Here is a 12,325-nt window from a genome sequence, read left to right on the forward strand (position 1 = left end):
CGTCGTTTCTTAGAATAGCTTACTTTCCGCGTTCGAATAATGAATGATTTGCTGAAAAGTTTGCATTTTTCCGCATATGCCTCTGAACGTTTATCTAGGCATTTTAACGAAGGCGCAGAGAATTAATCACATGCTCCATGTCGGCGGGAATCGGCGCTTCGAACTCCAGAAACTCTCCGGTCCGGGGATGCTTGAAGCCAAGAACCGCCGCATGCAGCGCTTGTCCTTTGAGCGCGACCGTCTTGTTGCGGCCGTACATCGGATCTCCCGCAAGCGGATAGCCGATATATTTCATATGAACGCGAATCTGATGCGTACGGCCTGTCTCCAGCTGCAGCTCTACGATTGTGTAGTCATCTGCAATACGCTCGAGCACGGCAAAATGGGTAACGGCATGCTTGCTGTTGCGGTCCGTGACCGTAAACAGCTTCCGGTCATTCTGATCTCGGCCAATCGGGGCATCAATCGTGCCTTGGTCATGCGGCAGATTGCCGTGAACAAGCGCAATGTATTTGCGCGATACCGAGTGATCCTTGAGCTGCTCAGCCAGGGAAACGTGTGCAAGATCGTTTTTGGCCGCCATCAAAAGACCGGATGTGTCTTTATCGATACGGTGCACGATGCCAGGGCGAAGCACGCCGTTAATGCCCGACAGATCCTTGCAATGAAACATCAAGGCGTTTACGACCGTTCCGGAGGAATGTCCCGGTGCCGGATGGACGACCATGCCTCTTGGTTTGTTGATGACGATAACGTCGGCATCCTCGTATACGATATCAAGAGGAATGTCCTCGGCTGCAATCGCCGCATCTTCCGGCTCCGGCACGCGAATGGCCACTTGATCGCCTGAAGACAGCTTGTAGTTCGGTTTTACGGTATTCTGATTGACGAGTACGGCACCGGACTTGATCCATTCCTGCACCTGCGTGCGGGAGATGGAATCCTCGTTAAGGCTGTCCGTTACGAATTTATCGATTCGCTCTCCTGCCTGCTCCGGGGCTGCTTCAAATTCCAACAATTCTTCGGTTTCATTAAACAGGTTGCTGCTCATGCTCGTTTTGGTCCTTATCCTCTCTGTTGCCGATTCGTTTCGAATCTTCCTTCGAATTCAGCAAGGTATCAATTAGAATGCATGCTACGCCTACGCAAATAGCGGAATCCGCTATGTTAAAGATCGGGAACGTATAGCTGCCGAAATTAAACATCAGGAAATCAACCACTTCTCCTGCGATCGCACGGTCAAGGAAGTTGCCGATCGCCCCGCCCAGCACAAGGCCAAGCCCGGTCAAAAGCCATACTTTGCCTGATTTTCTGGAGGCCTGGATATACCAGATAATTGCACTGACAATAAGAACAGTGATAATGATGAAAAACACCCGCTGTTCCTGCAAAATGCTGAATGCCGCGCCGCGGTTCCGATACGAGGTAATAAGAAAGAAATTGCCGATCACGCTAATTTGCTCACCGATTTCAAGCTGAGCCGCAATGATTTTTTTGGTGATCAAGTCCAGCAAAAATGCTGCCAACGCGATCCAGTAATAATATAAACGCATCGTATCCCTCCTAGTTTGTACCAAACTACTGTATTGTAGCATAATGGCCCTCATCTGAGCCAGTAGTCCCCTTTCCAAAGAAGTCCTTTATAAAAAAAGCCGGTTTGCGAAAACTATAGCTTAGATATGTAACGTCTTACCTATTTCATCTAAGGAAGGTGCAACCGATGCCGAATGCAACACAGCTTGCACAGCTTCGAAGCCGGCTTGAAGCGGAGAAACGGGAAATCGAGGAACGTCAATCCCACAACGAACATAACGGACTTGCCTCTTCGCTGCGCGATAATACCGGTGAGCTCTCCCCAATAGATAATCATCCGGCGGATCTTGGGACCGAGCTTTTCGAACGCTCCAAGGATCTGGCTTTACTCGAAAACGAGGATCTCCACTTGACTCGCATTTCCCAAGCGCTTGAGGCTATGGATAACGGGACTTACGGTCAATGCCGGGCCTGCGGCAAGCCGATTCCCGACGAGCGCCTGGAAGCTCTTCCCGATTCCCTGTACTGCGTGGAACATGCGCCTCGTCAGGAGACTTCCCACCGACAGCCTGCGGAAGAGGATTTCCTCGCCCCTCCTTTCGGCAGATCAAGCCGCGATGACGATGATTATAACGGCTTTGACGGAGAAGATGCCTGGCAGATCGTTGAGCAATGGGGAACTTCGGAATCTCCCGCGTTCTCGGAGAACAACAATGTTGACGACTATGACCATATCGGCATTGAAGCGGACGAAAACGACGGGTTTGTTGAATCCTACGAAAGCTTTGTTGCGACGGATATTACCGGCAACCATGTTTCCGTTATCCGTAACCGGCACTACAAGCAGTATATGGATCATGAAGAAGGCGATCATGAGCTGGAGCTGGAGTAACAAAAAGGCGGAAGGTGCGATGCACCTTCCGCCTTTTTTCAATAAATTTTGCCTTCCAGCTGGATTTGCACAACGCGTACGATATCTGCTATGTAATCGCCGATGATCGGCAGATTAAGCGCGCCGATAATCCGCAGCACATACAGAATGGTAGCTGCAAAGAACGTAAATCCAATCGCGATTCCGACGCCCCTTGAGAGGCCGCCAAGCAAATTGCGCCACATGAGCCGGAGCGGATGATTGAGCAAATCCACGTAATCCGCGATTTGAGTCCGTTCCATGTCGGTAGCGATTTTGCTTAATCGCATGTCCAGTCTGCTTAATGTATGTTCCATCGTTCCGTCGTCATTCTTATCTTTGCGGTCTTTCTCCAGGTCGTTATCCAGCTTTACTCGGACCATGCAGCGTCCCCCTTTGCATTCATACATCCGCTTCCGGGAAGAAAAAAACGAGGCCTTGCCATGAAGGCTCTCGTTTTTTTGTGGCCATGCTCCTTATACTATATCCCGATTCCTGGCGTCTATATGCCTAAACGCGGACAAGAATACCGATTTCTTTCTCTCCGAGCTGCACGCGTTCCATACCGTCTGCTTTCTCGTAAGAAACGCTGTTCAACAGAACATTCTCATTAAGCACGTTGCTGAACGTTTCCAGTGCGGCTTGCAGCCCGGCATCCACGTCGAGAACAAGATCGATGCGTTTCTCGATCGGCAGATCCAGCTTTTTGCGCGTATCCTGAACGGCACGGATAACTTCGCGAACCCAGCCTTCCTGCTCCAGCTCTGGCGTAATATCCGTGTTAAGGGCAACGGTCAGGCCGTTTGCGGAAGCCGACGCAAATCCGGATTTCGCTTGTTTCTCTACGAGCAGCTCTTCGGTCGTTACCGTAATCGCTTCGCCTTCCGCCGAAGTGAATACCAGGCTTCCGGAAGTAACGGCTTCGCGTGTCGCCTCAGGTGCCAGACCTTTCAAGTAACCCTGGATTGGCCCAACATGCTTGCCATATTTTTTGCCCGCAACTTTGAGGTTGAGCTTGAGTGTGAAATCGACAAAACCGCTGTCGCTGTTTTGAACCACGATAGATTTCACGTTGATCTCGTCCTTGATGATATCCTCGTATTCCGTAACCGCAAAATCGCGGTCAAGCGATACGATCAGCTCGGACAATGGCTGACGCGTCTTGATGCCGGTCTCGTTGCGCACGTTGCGGGCAAGCTCCACGATTTGCTTCGCGCTGTCCATATCGCGCTCCAGCGTCTCGTCAATCGCCGATTCGTCCGCAACCGGGTAGTCTGCCAGGTGAACGCTGGATTCGCCGCCCAGATTGCCGTATACGTCTTCCGCGAGCAGCGGAGCGTAAGGAGCAATAACGCGGGAAAGCGTGAGCAGAACATGACGCAGCGTTTGGTAAGCCGCTACCTTGTCCTCCGTCAGACCGCTGCCCCAGAAACGGTCGCGCGAACGGCGGATGTACCAGTTGCTCAGCTCGTCGACAAAGACTTCGATTGCTTTCGCAGGGTTCAGGAAGTCGTTCACTTCAAGCCCTTTCACTACTGTCTTGATCAAGCTGTTCAAGCGGGATACGATCCAACGGTCAAGCTTGCTTGCGGATGGCCGTTCTTCGTGCTCAGCCGGATTAAAGCCGTCGATGGAGGCATACAGCGCATAGAAGGCGTGAGTATTCACGATCGTATCGATTACTTTCGATTTCGCTTCGCCTACGATGCCGCGCGAGAAACGTTTGCTGTTCCATGGCGCGCTATCCGCAAGAAGCGCCCAGCGGAAGGCATCCGTGCCGTACTCGTTGATGATTTCCCAAGGGTCGATAACGTTGCCTTTGGATTTGGACATCTTTTGCCCGTTCTCATCCAGGATATGGCCTGTCGAGATTACGGCCTTGTAAGGAGCTTTGCCGTTGTACAGCGTCGATACCGCCAGCAAGCTGAAGAACCAGCCGCGCGTCTGGTCGATGCCTTCGCAGATCATGTCCGCCGGATATTGCTCCGCGAACTCTTCCGCATTCTCGAAAGGATGATGCTGCTGCGCGAATGGCATCGAGCCGCTGTCGAACCATACGTCGATAACTTCCGATGTACGGGTCATGACTGCACCTTCCTGGAATGGCGACTTCAGCTTGATTTCGTCCACGTAAGGCTTGTGAAGCTCGATATCCTCCGGCACGAAATCTACGGCGCGCTCGCGCAGGTCGGAAATGCTGCTAGGCGCATATTCTTTGCCCGTTGCTTCGCAAACCCAAACGTTCAGCGGTGTTCCCCAGTAACGGTTACGGCTGATATTCCAGTCCACCAGATCCTCCAAGAACTTGCCGAAGCGGCCTTCGCGGATATGGCCAGGATACCAGTCAACCGTACTGTTGTTCGCGATCAGCTGATCTTTCACTTTTGTTGTTTCGATGAACCAGCTTTCCGTCGCGTAGTACAGAAGCGGCGATTTGCAGCGCCAGCAGAACGGATAGCTATGCTCGTAACGCTCTTTGGAGAAGAGCAAGCCGCGTTCGCTGAGCATTTTGACAATGTCGACATCGCAGTCTTTTACGAAACGGCCGGCAAGATCGGTTACTTCGTCAATATAACGGCCCGCGTTATTCACAACGCTCAGCATGCTGATGCCGTTCTGGCGGGAAACTTTATAGTCATCCTCACCGTGGGCAGGCGCGATATGAACGATACCCGTACCGCTTGTGTCGCTGACGAAATCGCCCGGGATCACAACATGACCGTGCTCGACAGGCACATAACGGAACGGAGGCTCGTAGGAAAGGCCTACCAGCTCGGAGCCCTTCAGCGTCGAAAGCGTCTCGTAACCTTCTTTCAGCACGCTCTCCGCCAGGTTTTGAGCAACGATGTAGACTTCGCCGTCCTTGGAGGCGCGGATGTAATCCAGCTCCGGATTTACCGCCAAGGCCACGTTAGCCGGCAGCGTCCAAGGCGTTGTCGTCCACGCGAGAATGGATTCGCCACCCGCGAGCTTGAATTTAACCGTTGCGGAAAGATCCTTCACGTCTTCGTAGCCTTGCGAAACCTCATGCGAGCTGAGCGTAGTCTGGCAGCTTGGGCAATACGGGCTTACGCGGTGACCGCGATAGAGCAGCCCTTTGCTGTGAATCGTCGAGAGGATATGCCATACGCTCTCGATGTATTCGTTCTTAAGCGTGATATACGGATTATCCAGATCCGTCCAATACGCGATGGCTTCCGTAAGCTCGCGCCATTGCTTCTCGTAGACAAACACGCTGTCTTTGCATTTCTTGATGAATTCTTCAACGCCGTATTTCTCGATCTCTTGTTTGCCGGAGATGCCGAGCTGCTTCTCTACGCCAAGCTCCACCGGAAGACCATGCGTATCCCAGCCTGCTTTGCGGACAACGCGATAGCCTTGCATGGTTTTGTAACGGCCGATAAAGTCCTTGATTACGCGGCCCAATACATGACCGATATGCGGCGCGCCGTTCGCGGTCGGAGGACCTTCGTAAAATACATAGTTCGGCTTGCCGGCACGGTTCTCGATGGATTGTTTGAACGTATCGTTCTCTGCCCATTGCTTCAGTACGCGCAATTCGCGGGCTCTTGCTTTTTCTTTGACGTCTACACGTTGCATTGTCATTACCTCCTGAAAATAATAAAGCCCCGTCCCTGTAAAAGGGACGAGGCTGCGCTCGCGTTACCACCCTAATTCCGCAAACAGCTGAAAAAAACAACCGGATGCGGCACCTTGGCGCGAATTGCGTAAATTCGCGGTCCCTGTAACGGGGGACAAGCCGTCAGTCCTTAATAGTGGATCCGGCAGGATCTCATGTTCAGCACTGCTTCTCGGAGATGATTTTCCGAATCGGTTCGAACGCCGCCTCTCAGCAATCGACGGCTCTCTGGTGAACGAACTTGGAATCGTACTCGTTCTCGTCAATGAAGTTCCAATTCAACTATCGTGCAATTAATTCTATTTATAGCTTATCGCAAAGCGGTTGTCAAATGACAAATGCCTATCCGCGCTGAAATTGCTCCGCCGATAAATGAGTTACGGAAGACGAAGCATGCGAAGATTGAGAGGAATTGGAAAGTTGCGGAGCTGACGAATCCAGCGAATCCCAGCCGTCTTGGCTAAGCAGCTCAAGCTGTGCTTCAACCAAAGTACGGAAGCGTGCACGGTAGATCGATGCCTGCTTCTTAAGCTCTTCCACTTCAAGCGATACTTTGCGGGATTTGGCCAGCGACTCGTTAATAATGCGGTCGGCGTTCTTTTCCGACTCCTTGATAATGAGCTGGGCTTCCTTCTTCGCGTTGTTTCTTACTTCATCAGCCGCTTCTTGCGCAACGATAATCGTCTTGCTGAGCGTCTCTTCGATATTCGAGAAATGATTCAGTCTTTCTTGAAGACCAAGAATCTGATTCTGCAGCTCTTTGTTCTCACGAATAATGGATTCATAATCTTTGATAACCTGGTCAAGGAATTCGTTGACCTCATCCTCGTCATACCCGCGTAATCTTCGTCCAAATTCCTTGTTATGTATGTCCAATGGCGTCAACGGCATTGGCGCACCTCCTCAACGTATTTGCCGCAATCGCGGATGTACTCGGAAAAATCGTTGTGACTTTGGATTCGACAGTTGTTTCCAAAATCCTGCAACGGATTAAATAAATTTACCAACCTTGACGCGAATTCTTCCCTTTTTTGTCATGCCATCAATTTCCATAACCTTAAATCTGCCTAGGCCTTTAAAGGAGACGACATCCCCCATTTTCAGCTGTTCGGACGGATTCTCGGCTGTCTTCCAGTTCACTCTGCATCTGCCTGCGCGGATCGGATCTACGATCTTCGTCCGGCTGATCCGGTAGACGTCGCTAGCGATTCCATCCAGCCGCATCGACGCGACCGTGAAGGACATTTCTTGAAGGGCAGGTACAACGGGTTTAAGCTTAAGCATGGGAATTATTTCCGTAAGTACGCTCGCACGATGCACTTGTCTTAAGTGTACATTTAAGTAATCGGCAATTTCGTCCAAAACAATTATATGCGAATAGTCCTCATGAACATGAATATCTCCAATTCGATCGCGTTTGACGCCGAGCCCGAGCAAAGCGCCCAGGTAATCGCCGTGATCAAGCTCGCTTCCTCCGCCGGTTACTGCGAGAACGGACAAGCCAATGGGTTCATCGTCCAAGTAGCGGTATTCCGGGCCGATAATCGCTCTGCAGCGTTCAGCCTCGGGATACCCTCCGGCAAGTCTAAGCTGGACATCCGGATTTCTGTTCGCCAGCATCTGCAAGATCTGAGCCTGCCTCGGATCTAAAAAATCGGTCCGCTTCAGCTCATGCAGCTGCGCGGACCGTTCAACCCACTCCAACGCCCGGTCGACAAATGGTTTCTCATCCGGATGGAAATGTTCGTATACTGTTGGCTTCATAAGCTGTCCTTCCTCTAGAACATGTTCACAATGAAATCGACAACCGCGTAGAGGCCGTATGCGATAAAGCGCAATGCAAAAATGGCAATAATCGGGGAAATATCAAGCATACCGCCGATCGGTGGAATGAATCTGCGGAAAATTCCGAGATACGGTTCTACCAGCCGGCCCAGAAATACACCGATAAAGCTTTCACGCGCATTTGGCAGCCAGGACAGCAATACGTAGCCGATAATCATAAAGCTGTAAATGTTCTGGATGTTCATAATCAAAGAATAAACACTCAACTCAAGGTCACCTCATCTTATTGTAATCAATATCCTCTGCCAGCATTTCGGTAATGGCGCCTTGAATTTCTACAGAATCCGGTGTGCACAGGAAGATGTTTGGCCCAAGCTTCGAAATGTGGCCGTTAAGCGCATAGACTGTGCCGCTTAAAAAATCAACGATACGCACAGCCAAATCCGTACGCACACGCTGCAGATTCACGATAACCGCCCGGCGCGAACGCAGATGGTCGGCAATATCCTGCGCTTCATCGTAAGAACGCGGTTCGCTTAAGACGACGCGTACGCTCTTTTGCGTATGAATGCTCACGATATTATTGTTATTGCCGCCTTTGGAGTTTCTACGTGCTTCGAACGGAGAAGTTTCAACTTCCGGTTCTTCCGGTTGCTGCTGCGTTACTCTTTCGCGCTCGACTACTTCCTCTTCTTCCTGAAGACCAAGAAAGTTCATAAATCGGTTCATGACACTCATCGTTACCCCTCTTTTCCTACTAGTATCGTTCCTAAGCGGATCCAGGTTGCGCCTTCCTCTATCGCTACTTCGAAATCTCCTGACATGCCCATGGACAATTCCGTCATCGATTCCGGGAGGATTGCACGCTCGTTCATCTCGTCTCTCAGCTTGCGCAAAGAGCGAAATATGGGCCTTGTCTCTTCTGCTTCCGTCTCGTAAGGTGCCATTGTCATAAGGCCGATAATGCGCAGCGATGATAATTCCTTAAGCTCTGTTAGAAATGCCGGCAGCTGATCCGGGTCAAGACCATGCTTGGATTGTTCGCCCGATACGTTAACCTGAACAAAACAAGGAACGGTGATGCCAAGCTGGGAAGCCCGTTTGTCGATCGCCTGCGCCAAGGACAGACGATCCAGCGAATGAATGTATGTAAATTTGCCTATGACGTCTTTCACTTTGTTCGTCTGCAGCGAACCGATGAAATGCCAGACTGCTTGTCCGCCGTCTTCATCCATTGCGCTGCCGCTTATGGCTTCCCATTTTTCTTTGGCATCCTGCCAGCGGTTCTCGCCAAGATGCCGGAGACCTAGTTGATGAGCAGCCTGCGCCGTTTCAAGCGATACGTATTTCGTTACCGCAATAATATTTACTTCTTCGCGGCTGCGGCCGCTTAGCTCGCAGGCTGCAACAACCCGGCGCTCCACTTCTTCGAGTCTTTCCTGCAATGCTTCTTTGATTGTAGTCGTCATTCGTTCACCTTTCCCGGATACCGATCCAGCTGGCCATACGGCCCGTTTTGCCGCCTTCCTTCCGGTGGGAGAAAAATTGATCCGTGCTGCATCCCGTGCACCACTCGGATAATTCGATATGAATCGGCAAAATTCCTGCTTCAAGCATAATATGTCGGTTAATTAGTTTTAAGTTTACCATAGCTTTACCGTTTTCCACCAATGTCATCATCAGATTCGGGCTCGAATTCAGCTTATTCGCAAGGCTATCTACAAGCGGCTGAAGCTTATCAATGACAAAGCCGTCCACCTCGTAGCAGCAGTCGCTGATCGACGGACCGATGGCGCATAGCAGTTCTTCGGGCTTCGTTCCGTACTGCCGTCCCATTGCTTCGATCGTCTTGGCCGCGATTTGCTGAACCGTCCCTTTCCAGCCTGCATGAGCCAAGGCTACTGCTTGATGCTTCGGATCGTAGAAATAAAGCGGTACGCAATCGGCGTAAAAGGACGCCAGCAGCACGCCCGGGACATCCGTCATCAGTCCGTCCGTATCGGCTATTGCCGAATCGCGCGATAATCTGCCTTTCCCCCGCTCGGCTGCGGTCACCTGGAAAACGTCGCTGCCATGCACCTGCTCCCCGCAAGTCCATGCTTCAAAAGGCCAACCGATCGCTTCCGCGATAAGCTGACGGTTGCGCACAACGTCATTATCCGAATCTCCCACGTGAAGGCCAACGTTCAGCGACGACCACGGCTGCTCGCTTACGCCCCCGTTCCTGCCGGTAAATCCGGCGGTCAACCGTTCATTTTGCTCCAGCCATGTTGACAATAAAAAAAGCGAAGGTCCCTTCGCCGTAAGTACAGATTTAAACGATTCCATACGGGCACTCACCTCTGTAAGCAGTTTAACCTGTTATGTGCGCGCGTGCAAATCCTCGTCCTCCAGCTTCTTGCTGGAATCGTCCAGCCGGACGAGCACAACGTCCGCCCCAATCTTCACGATATTGCGCCAAGGGATAACAACCTCCGTCCCTCCGTTGCCGAATACGCCCAGGAATCTTGTGAATTGGGGAATAACAATCGCATCGATGCGCCCTTGTCGGAGATCCAGCTCCAGATCGCTGATCTGTCCAAGCTTCTTGCCGTCCACGATATTAATGACATCCTTGGTCTGGAAATCGGATATCTTCATATGCTTATCACCACTTTTCTTAAATATAAGAACGTCGGTGCAGTCGTTTACGCTTGTCATTCATAGGGATAAACATCCTCACTTATCTATATGTGCAAAACGCCCAAAATGTCCTGTTCCCGCAAAAAAACAAGTTAGGCTTGTCTTTTTTGCGCACATAAAAAACGGCGCCTTGCGGCGCCGCTCAAGTTTTTACATGCTTTTGCATTTGTTGGATGGCCGATTTCTCGAGCCTGGATACCTGTGCCTGTGAAATGCCGATTTCGTCGGCAACTTCCATTTGCGTCTTTCCTTCAAAGAAACGCATGGATAAAATCATTTTTTCGCGGTCATTCAGCTTATGCATCGCTTCGCGAAGCGCAATTTCCTCGATCCACGATACATCCTTGTTCTTGTCGTCGCTGATCTGGTCCATCACATAGATCGGGTCTCCGCCGTCGTGATAGATCGGCTCAAACAAGGAGACGGGATCCTGGATCGCGTCAAGAGCGAATACGACATCTTCTTTCGGTACGTTCAGCGCTTCGGAAATTTCAAAAATCGTTGGTTCACGCGAATTTTGATTCGTCAGGCTGTCTCGAACCTGCAGCGCTTTATAGGCAATATCCCTTAGGCTCCGCGATACGCGGATCGGATTATTGTCACGCAAGTAACGGCGAATTTCACCGATAATCATCGGCACGGCATAGGTGGAAAACTTGACGTTTTGGCTAAGGTCGAAATTATCGATCGCCTTCATAAGTCCAATGCAGCCGACCTGGAATAAGTCGTCCACAAATTCTCCCCTGTTATTAAACCGTTGAATCACACTTAGAACCAGCCTTAAATTGCCGTTAACTAATTTCTCTCTGGCTGCCCATTCGTTCTGGGTTTGTAGTGCGGTAAACAACTCCCGCATTTCGGCATTGGTCAGGACAGGCAGTTTCGCGGTATCCACTCCACAGATCTCGACTTTATTTCGGGTCAACGTGATTACCTCCCAAGGAGAAACATTAATGTACATTATCTCCCTGGACCCCTATTTTATTCTTCCGAAAAAGGGGTATCTGTTGCCGCGAAAATGGGTATACCATTACACCATTTTGTTAAATTCCTTGCGAAGCCGTTTAATAATCCGCTTTTCCAGGCGCGAAATATAGGACTGTGAAATCCCGAGAAGATCGGCTACGTCCTTCTGGGTTTTTTCCTCGCCGTCGGCAAGCCCGAAGCGCAGCTCCATAATAATCCGCTCCCGCTCCGAGAGCTTATCAAGCGCTTTATGAAGCAATTTGCGGTCAACCTGCTCCTCGATATTCCGGTAAATCGTATCGTTCTCCGTGCCCAGGACGTCGGACAGCAGCAGCTCGTTGCCATCCCAGTCGATATTAAGAGGCTCGTCAAAAGACACTTCTGTCCGAGTCTTGCTGTTGCGGCGCAGATACATCAGAATTTCATTCTCGATACAACGGGATGCGTAGGTAGCGAGCTTGATTTTTTTCTCCGGATCAAACGTATTTACGGCTTTGATGAGACCAATCGCCCCTATGGACACCAGGTCTTCGATATGAATGCCGGTGTTTTCGAACTTGCGCGCAATGTAAACAACAAGACGCAGGTTGCGCTCAATCAGCATCGCGCGGATCGCCGTATCGCCGGATGGAAGCTTATCGAGCAAGTATTCTTCTTCTTCGCGGGTAAGGGGCGGAGGTAGCGCCTCGCTGCCGCCGATATAATAGATTTCTTCGCTTTTTAATCCGAATAAAAACAAAACACGATAATAATATAACTGCAGGACTAATTTCCATTTGACGAGCATCCGGCCCATCCCTCCCCAAAAT

The 12,325-nt window shown here is 50.7% G+C and carries 14 protein-coding genes and 1 other annotated feature; of the genes, 1 reads left to right on the forward strand and 13 read right to left on the reverse strand.

Annotated features, from left to right (window positions below; translation table 11 throughout):
- Positions 1 to 103 precede the first annotated feature (103 nt).
- Together CFI03_RS14505 and lspA are read right to left on the reverse strand one after the other, a co-directional pair.
- Positions 104 to 1,051, reverse strand: a complete 948-nt coding sequence (locus tag CFI03_RS14505; RefSeq protein WP_248757759.1) for an RluA family pseudouridine synthase — start codon at positions 1,049 to 1,051, stop codon at positions 104 to 106.
- Complete coding sequence (gene lspA, locus CFI03_RS14510; protein WP_127497719.1) at positions 1,032 to 1,553, reverse strand: signal peptidase II; 522 nt, start codon at positions 1,551 to 1,553, stop codon at positions 1,032 to 1,034. Before lspA ends, CFI03_RS14505 begins: the two co-directional genes overlap by 20 nt.
- Positions 1,554 to 1,720: 167 nt before the next feature.
- On the opposite strand from lspA, the gene CFI03_RS14515 reads away from it, so the two are divergent.
- Positions 1,721 to 2,425 (forward strand): TraR/DksA C4-type zinc finger protein, encoded by a 705-nt coding sequence (locus CFI03_RS14515; RefSeq protein ID WP_201001396.1) that lies wholly within the window; start codon positions 1,721 to 1,723, stop codon positions 2,423 to 2,425.
- A 38-nt stretch (positions 2,426 to 2,463) separates the two neighbouring features.
- On the opposite strand, the gene CFI03_RS14520 is transcribed toward CFI03_RS14515, so the two are convergent.
- The 11 genes from CFI03_RS14520 to sigE all read right to left on the reverse strand — a co-directional run bounded on the left by CFI03_RS14520 (position 2,464) and on the right by sigE (position 12,303).
- Complete coding sequence (locus CFI03_RS14520; RefSeq protein WP_190276227.1) at positions 2,464 to 2,760, reverse strand: DUF5665 domain-containing protein; 297 nt, start codon at positions 2,758 to 2,760, stop codon at positions 2,464 to 2,466.
- A gap of 193 nt (positions 2,761 to 2,953) precedes the next feature.
- On the reverse strand, positions 2,954 to 6,043 hold the full coding sequence (ileS, locus tag CFI03_RS14525; RefSeq protein WP_248757760.1) for an isoleucine--tRNA ligase: 3,090 nt from the start codon (positions 6,041 to 6,043) through the stop codon (positions 2,954 to 2,956).
- 39 nt (positions 6,044 to 6,082) lie between these two features.
- Positions 6,083 to 6,358, reverse strand: a binding site (T-box leader).
- A gap of 67 nt (positions 6,359 to 6,425) precedes the next feature.
- Positions 6,426 to 6,974: a DivIVA domain-containing protein gene (locus CFI03_RS14530; protein WP_127497727.1), complete on the reverse strand. Its 549-nt coding sequence runs from the start codon at positions 6,972 to 6,974 to the stop codon at positions 6,426 to 6,428.
- 99 nt (positions 6,975 to 7,073) lie between these two features.
- Positions 7,074 to 7,847, reverse strand: a complete 774-nt coding sequence (locus tag CFI03_RS14535) for a YlmH family RNA-binding protein (RefSeq protein ID WP_248757761.1) — start codon at positions 7,845 to 7,847, stop codon at positions 7,074 to 7,076.
- Positions 7,848 to 7,861: 14 nt separating this feature from the next.
- Complete coding sequence (locus CFI03_RS14540; RefSeq protein WP_041614427.1) at positions 7,862 to 8,113, reverse strand: YggT family protein; 252 nt, start codon at positions 8,111 to 8,113, stop codon at positions 7,862 to 7,864.
- A 28-nt stretch (positions 8,114 to 8,141) separates the two neighbouring features.
- Positions 8,142 to 8,606: a cell division protein SepF gene (locus tag CFI03_RS14545; RefSeq protein WP_248757762.1), complete on the reverse strand. Its 465-nt coding sequence runs from the start codon at positions 8,604 to 8,606 to the stop codon at positions 8,142 to 8,144.
- Between the two features lie 2 nt (positions 8,607 to 8,608).
- Positions 8,609 to 9,337 (reverse strand): YggS family pyridoxal phosphate-dependent enzyme, encoded by a 729-nt coding sequence (locus tag CFI03_RS14550; RefSeq protein ID WP_248757763.1) that lies wholly within the window; start codon positions 9,335 to 9,337, stop codon positions 8,609 to 8,611.
- A gap of 4 nt (positions 9,338 to 9,341) precedes the next feature.
- Positions 9,342 to 10,196 carry a peptidoglycan editing factor PgeF gene (pgeF, locus tag CFI03_RS14555; protein WP_248757764.1) on the reverse strand — a complete coding sequence of 285 codons (855 nt, stop codon included), beginning with the start codon at positions 10,194 to 10,196 and terminating at the stop codon, positions 9,342 to 9,344.
- 33 nt (positions 10,197 to 10,229) lie between these two features.
- Entirely contained in the window at positions 10,230 to 10,508 is a 279-nt protein-coding gene (locus tag CFI03_RS14560; RefSeq protein WP_127497737.1) for a PRC-barrel domain-containing protein, read from the reverse strand.
- Positions 10,509 to 10,692: 184 nt separating this feature from the next.
- Positions 10,693 to 11,475: an RNA polymerase sporulation sigma factor SigG gene (sigG, locus tag CFI03_RS14565; protein WP_015845451.1), complete on the reverse strand. Its 783-nt coding sequence runs from the start codon at positions 11,473 to 11,475 to the stop codon at positions 10,693 to 10,695.
- 105 nt (positions 11,476 to 11,580) lie between these two features.
- The gene (gene sigE / locus CFI03_RS14570; RefSeq protein WP_015845452.1) at positions 11,581 to 12,303 is read right to left on the reverse strand and encodes an RNA polymerase sporulation sigma factor SigE; all 723 of its coding nucleotides are present in this window, start codon (positions 12,301 to 12,303) and stop codon (positions 11,581 to 11,583) included.
- Positions 12,304 to 12,325: the final 22 nt, after the last annotated feature.

The organism is Paenibacillus sp. ATY16 (genome assembly GCF_003399985.2).
GTDB lineage: Bacteria > Bacillota > Bacilli > Paenibacillales > Paenibacillaceae > Pristimantibacillus > Pristimantibacillus glycanilyticus.

Excerpts from the sequence above, each read along its gene's own strand:
- CFI03_RS14505 (WP_248757759.1), bottom strand. The coding sequence starts at position 1,051 with ATGAGCAGCAACCTGTTTAATGAAACCGAAGAATTGTTGGAATTTGAA.
- lspA (WP_127497719.1), bottom strand. The coding sequence starts at position 1,553 with ATGCGTTTATATTATTACTGGATCGCGTTGGCAGCATTTTTGCTGGAC.
- CFI03_RS14515 (WP_201001396.1), top strand. The coding sequence starts at position 1,721 with ATGCCGAATGCAACACAGCTTGCACAGCTTCGAAGCCGGCTTGAAGCG.
- CFI03_RS14520 (WP_190276227.1), bottom strand. The coding sequence starts at position 2,760 with ATGGAACATACATTAAGCAGACTGGACATGCGATTAAGCAAAATCGCT.
- ileS (WP_248757760.1), bottom strand. The coding sequence starts at position 6,043 with ATGCAACGTGTAGACGTCAAAGAAAAAGCAAGAGCCCGCGAATTGCGC.
- CFI03_RS14530 (WP_127497727.1), bottom strand. The coding sequence starts at position 6,974 with ATGCCGTTGACGCCATTGGACATACATAACAAGGAATTTGGACGAAGA.
- CFI03_RS14535 (WP_248757761.1), bottom strand. The coding sequence starts at position 7,847 with ATGAAGCCAACAGTATACGAACATTTCCATCCGGATGAGAAACCATTT.
- CFI03_RS14540 (WP_041614427.1), bottom strand. The coding sequence starts at position 8,113 with ATGAACATCCAGAACATTTACAGCTTTATGATTATCGGCTACGTATTG.
- CFI03_RS14545 (WP_248757762.1), bottom strand. The coding sequence starts at position 8,606 with ATGAGTGTCATGAACCGATTTATGAACTTTCTTGGTCTTCAGGAAGAA.
- CFI03_RS14550 (WP_248757763.1), bottom strand. The coding sequence starts at position 9,337 with ATGACGACTACAATCAAAGAAGCATTGCAGGAAAGACTCGAAGAAGTG.
- pgeF (WP_248757764.1), bottom strand. The coding sequence starts at position 10,196 with ATGGAATCGTTTAAATCTGTACTTACGGCGAAGGGACCTTCGCTTTTT.
- CFI03_RS14560 (WP_127497737.1), bottom strand. The coding sequence starts at position 10,508 with ATGAAGATATCCGATTTCCAGACCAAGGATGTCATTAATATCGTGGAC.
- sigE (WP_015845452.1), bottom strand. The coding sequence starts at position 12,303 with ATGCTCGTCAAATGGAAATTAGTCCTGCAGTTATATTATTATCGTGTT.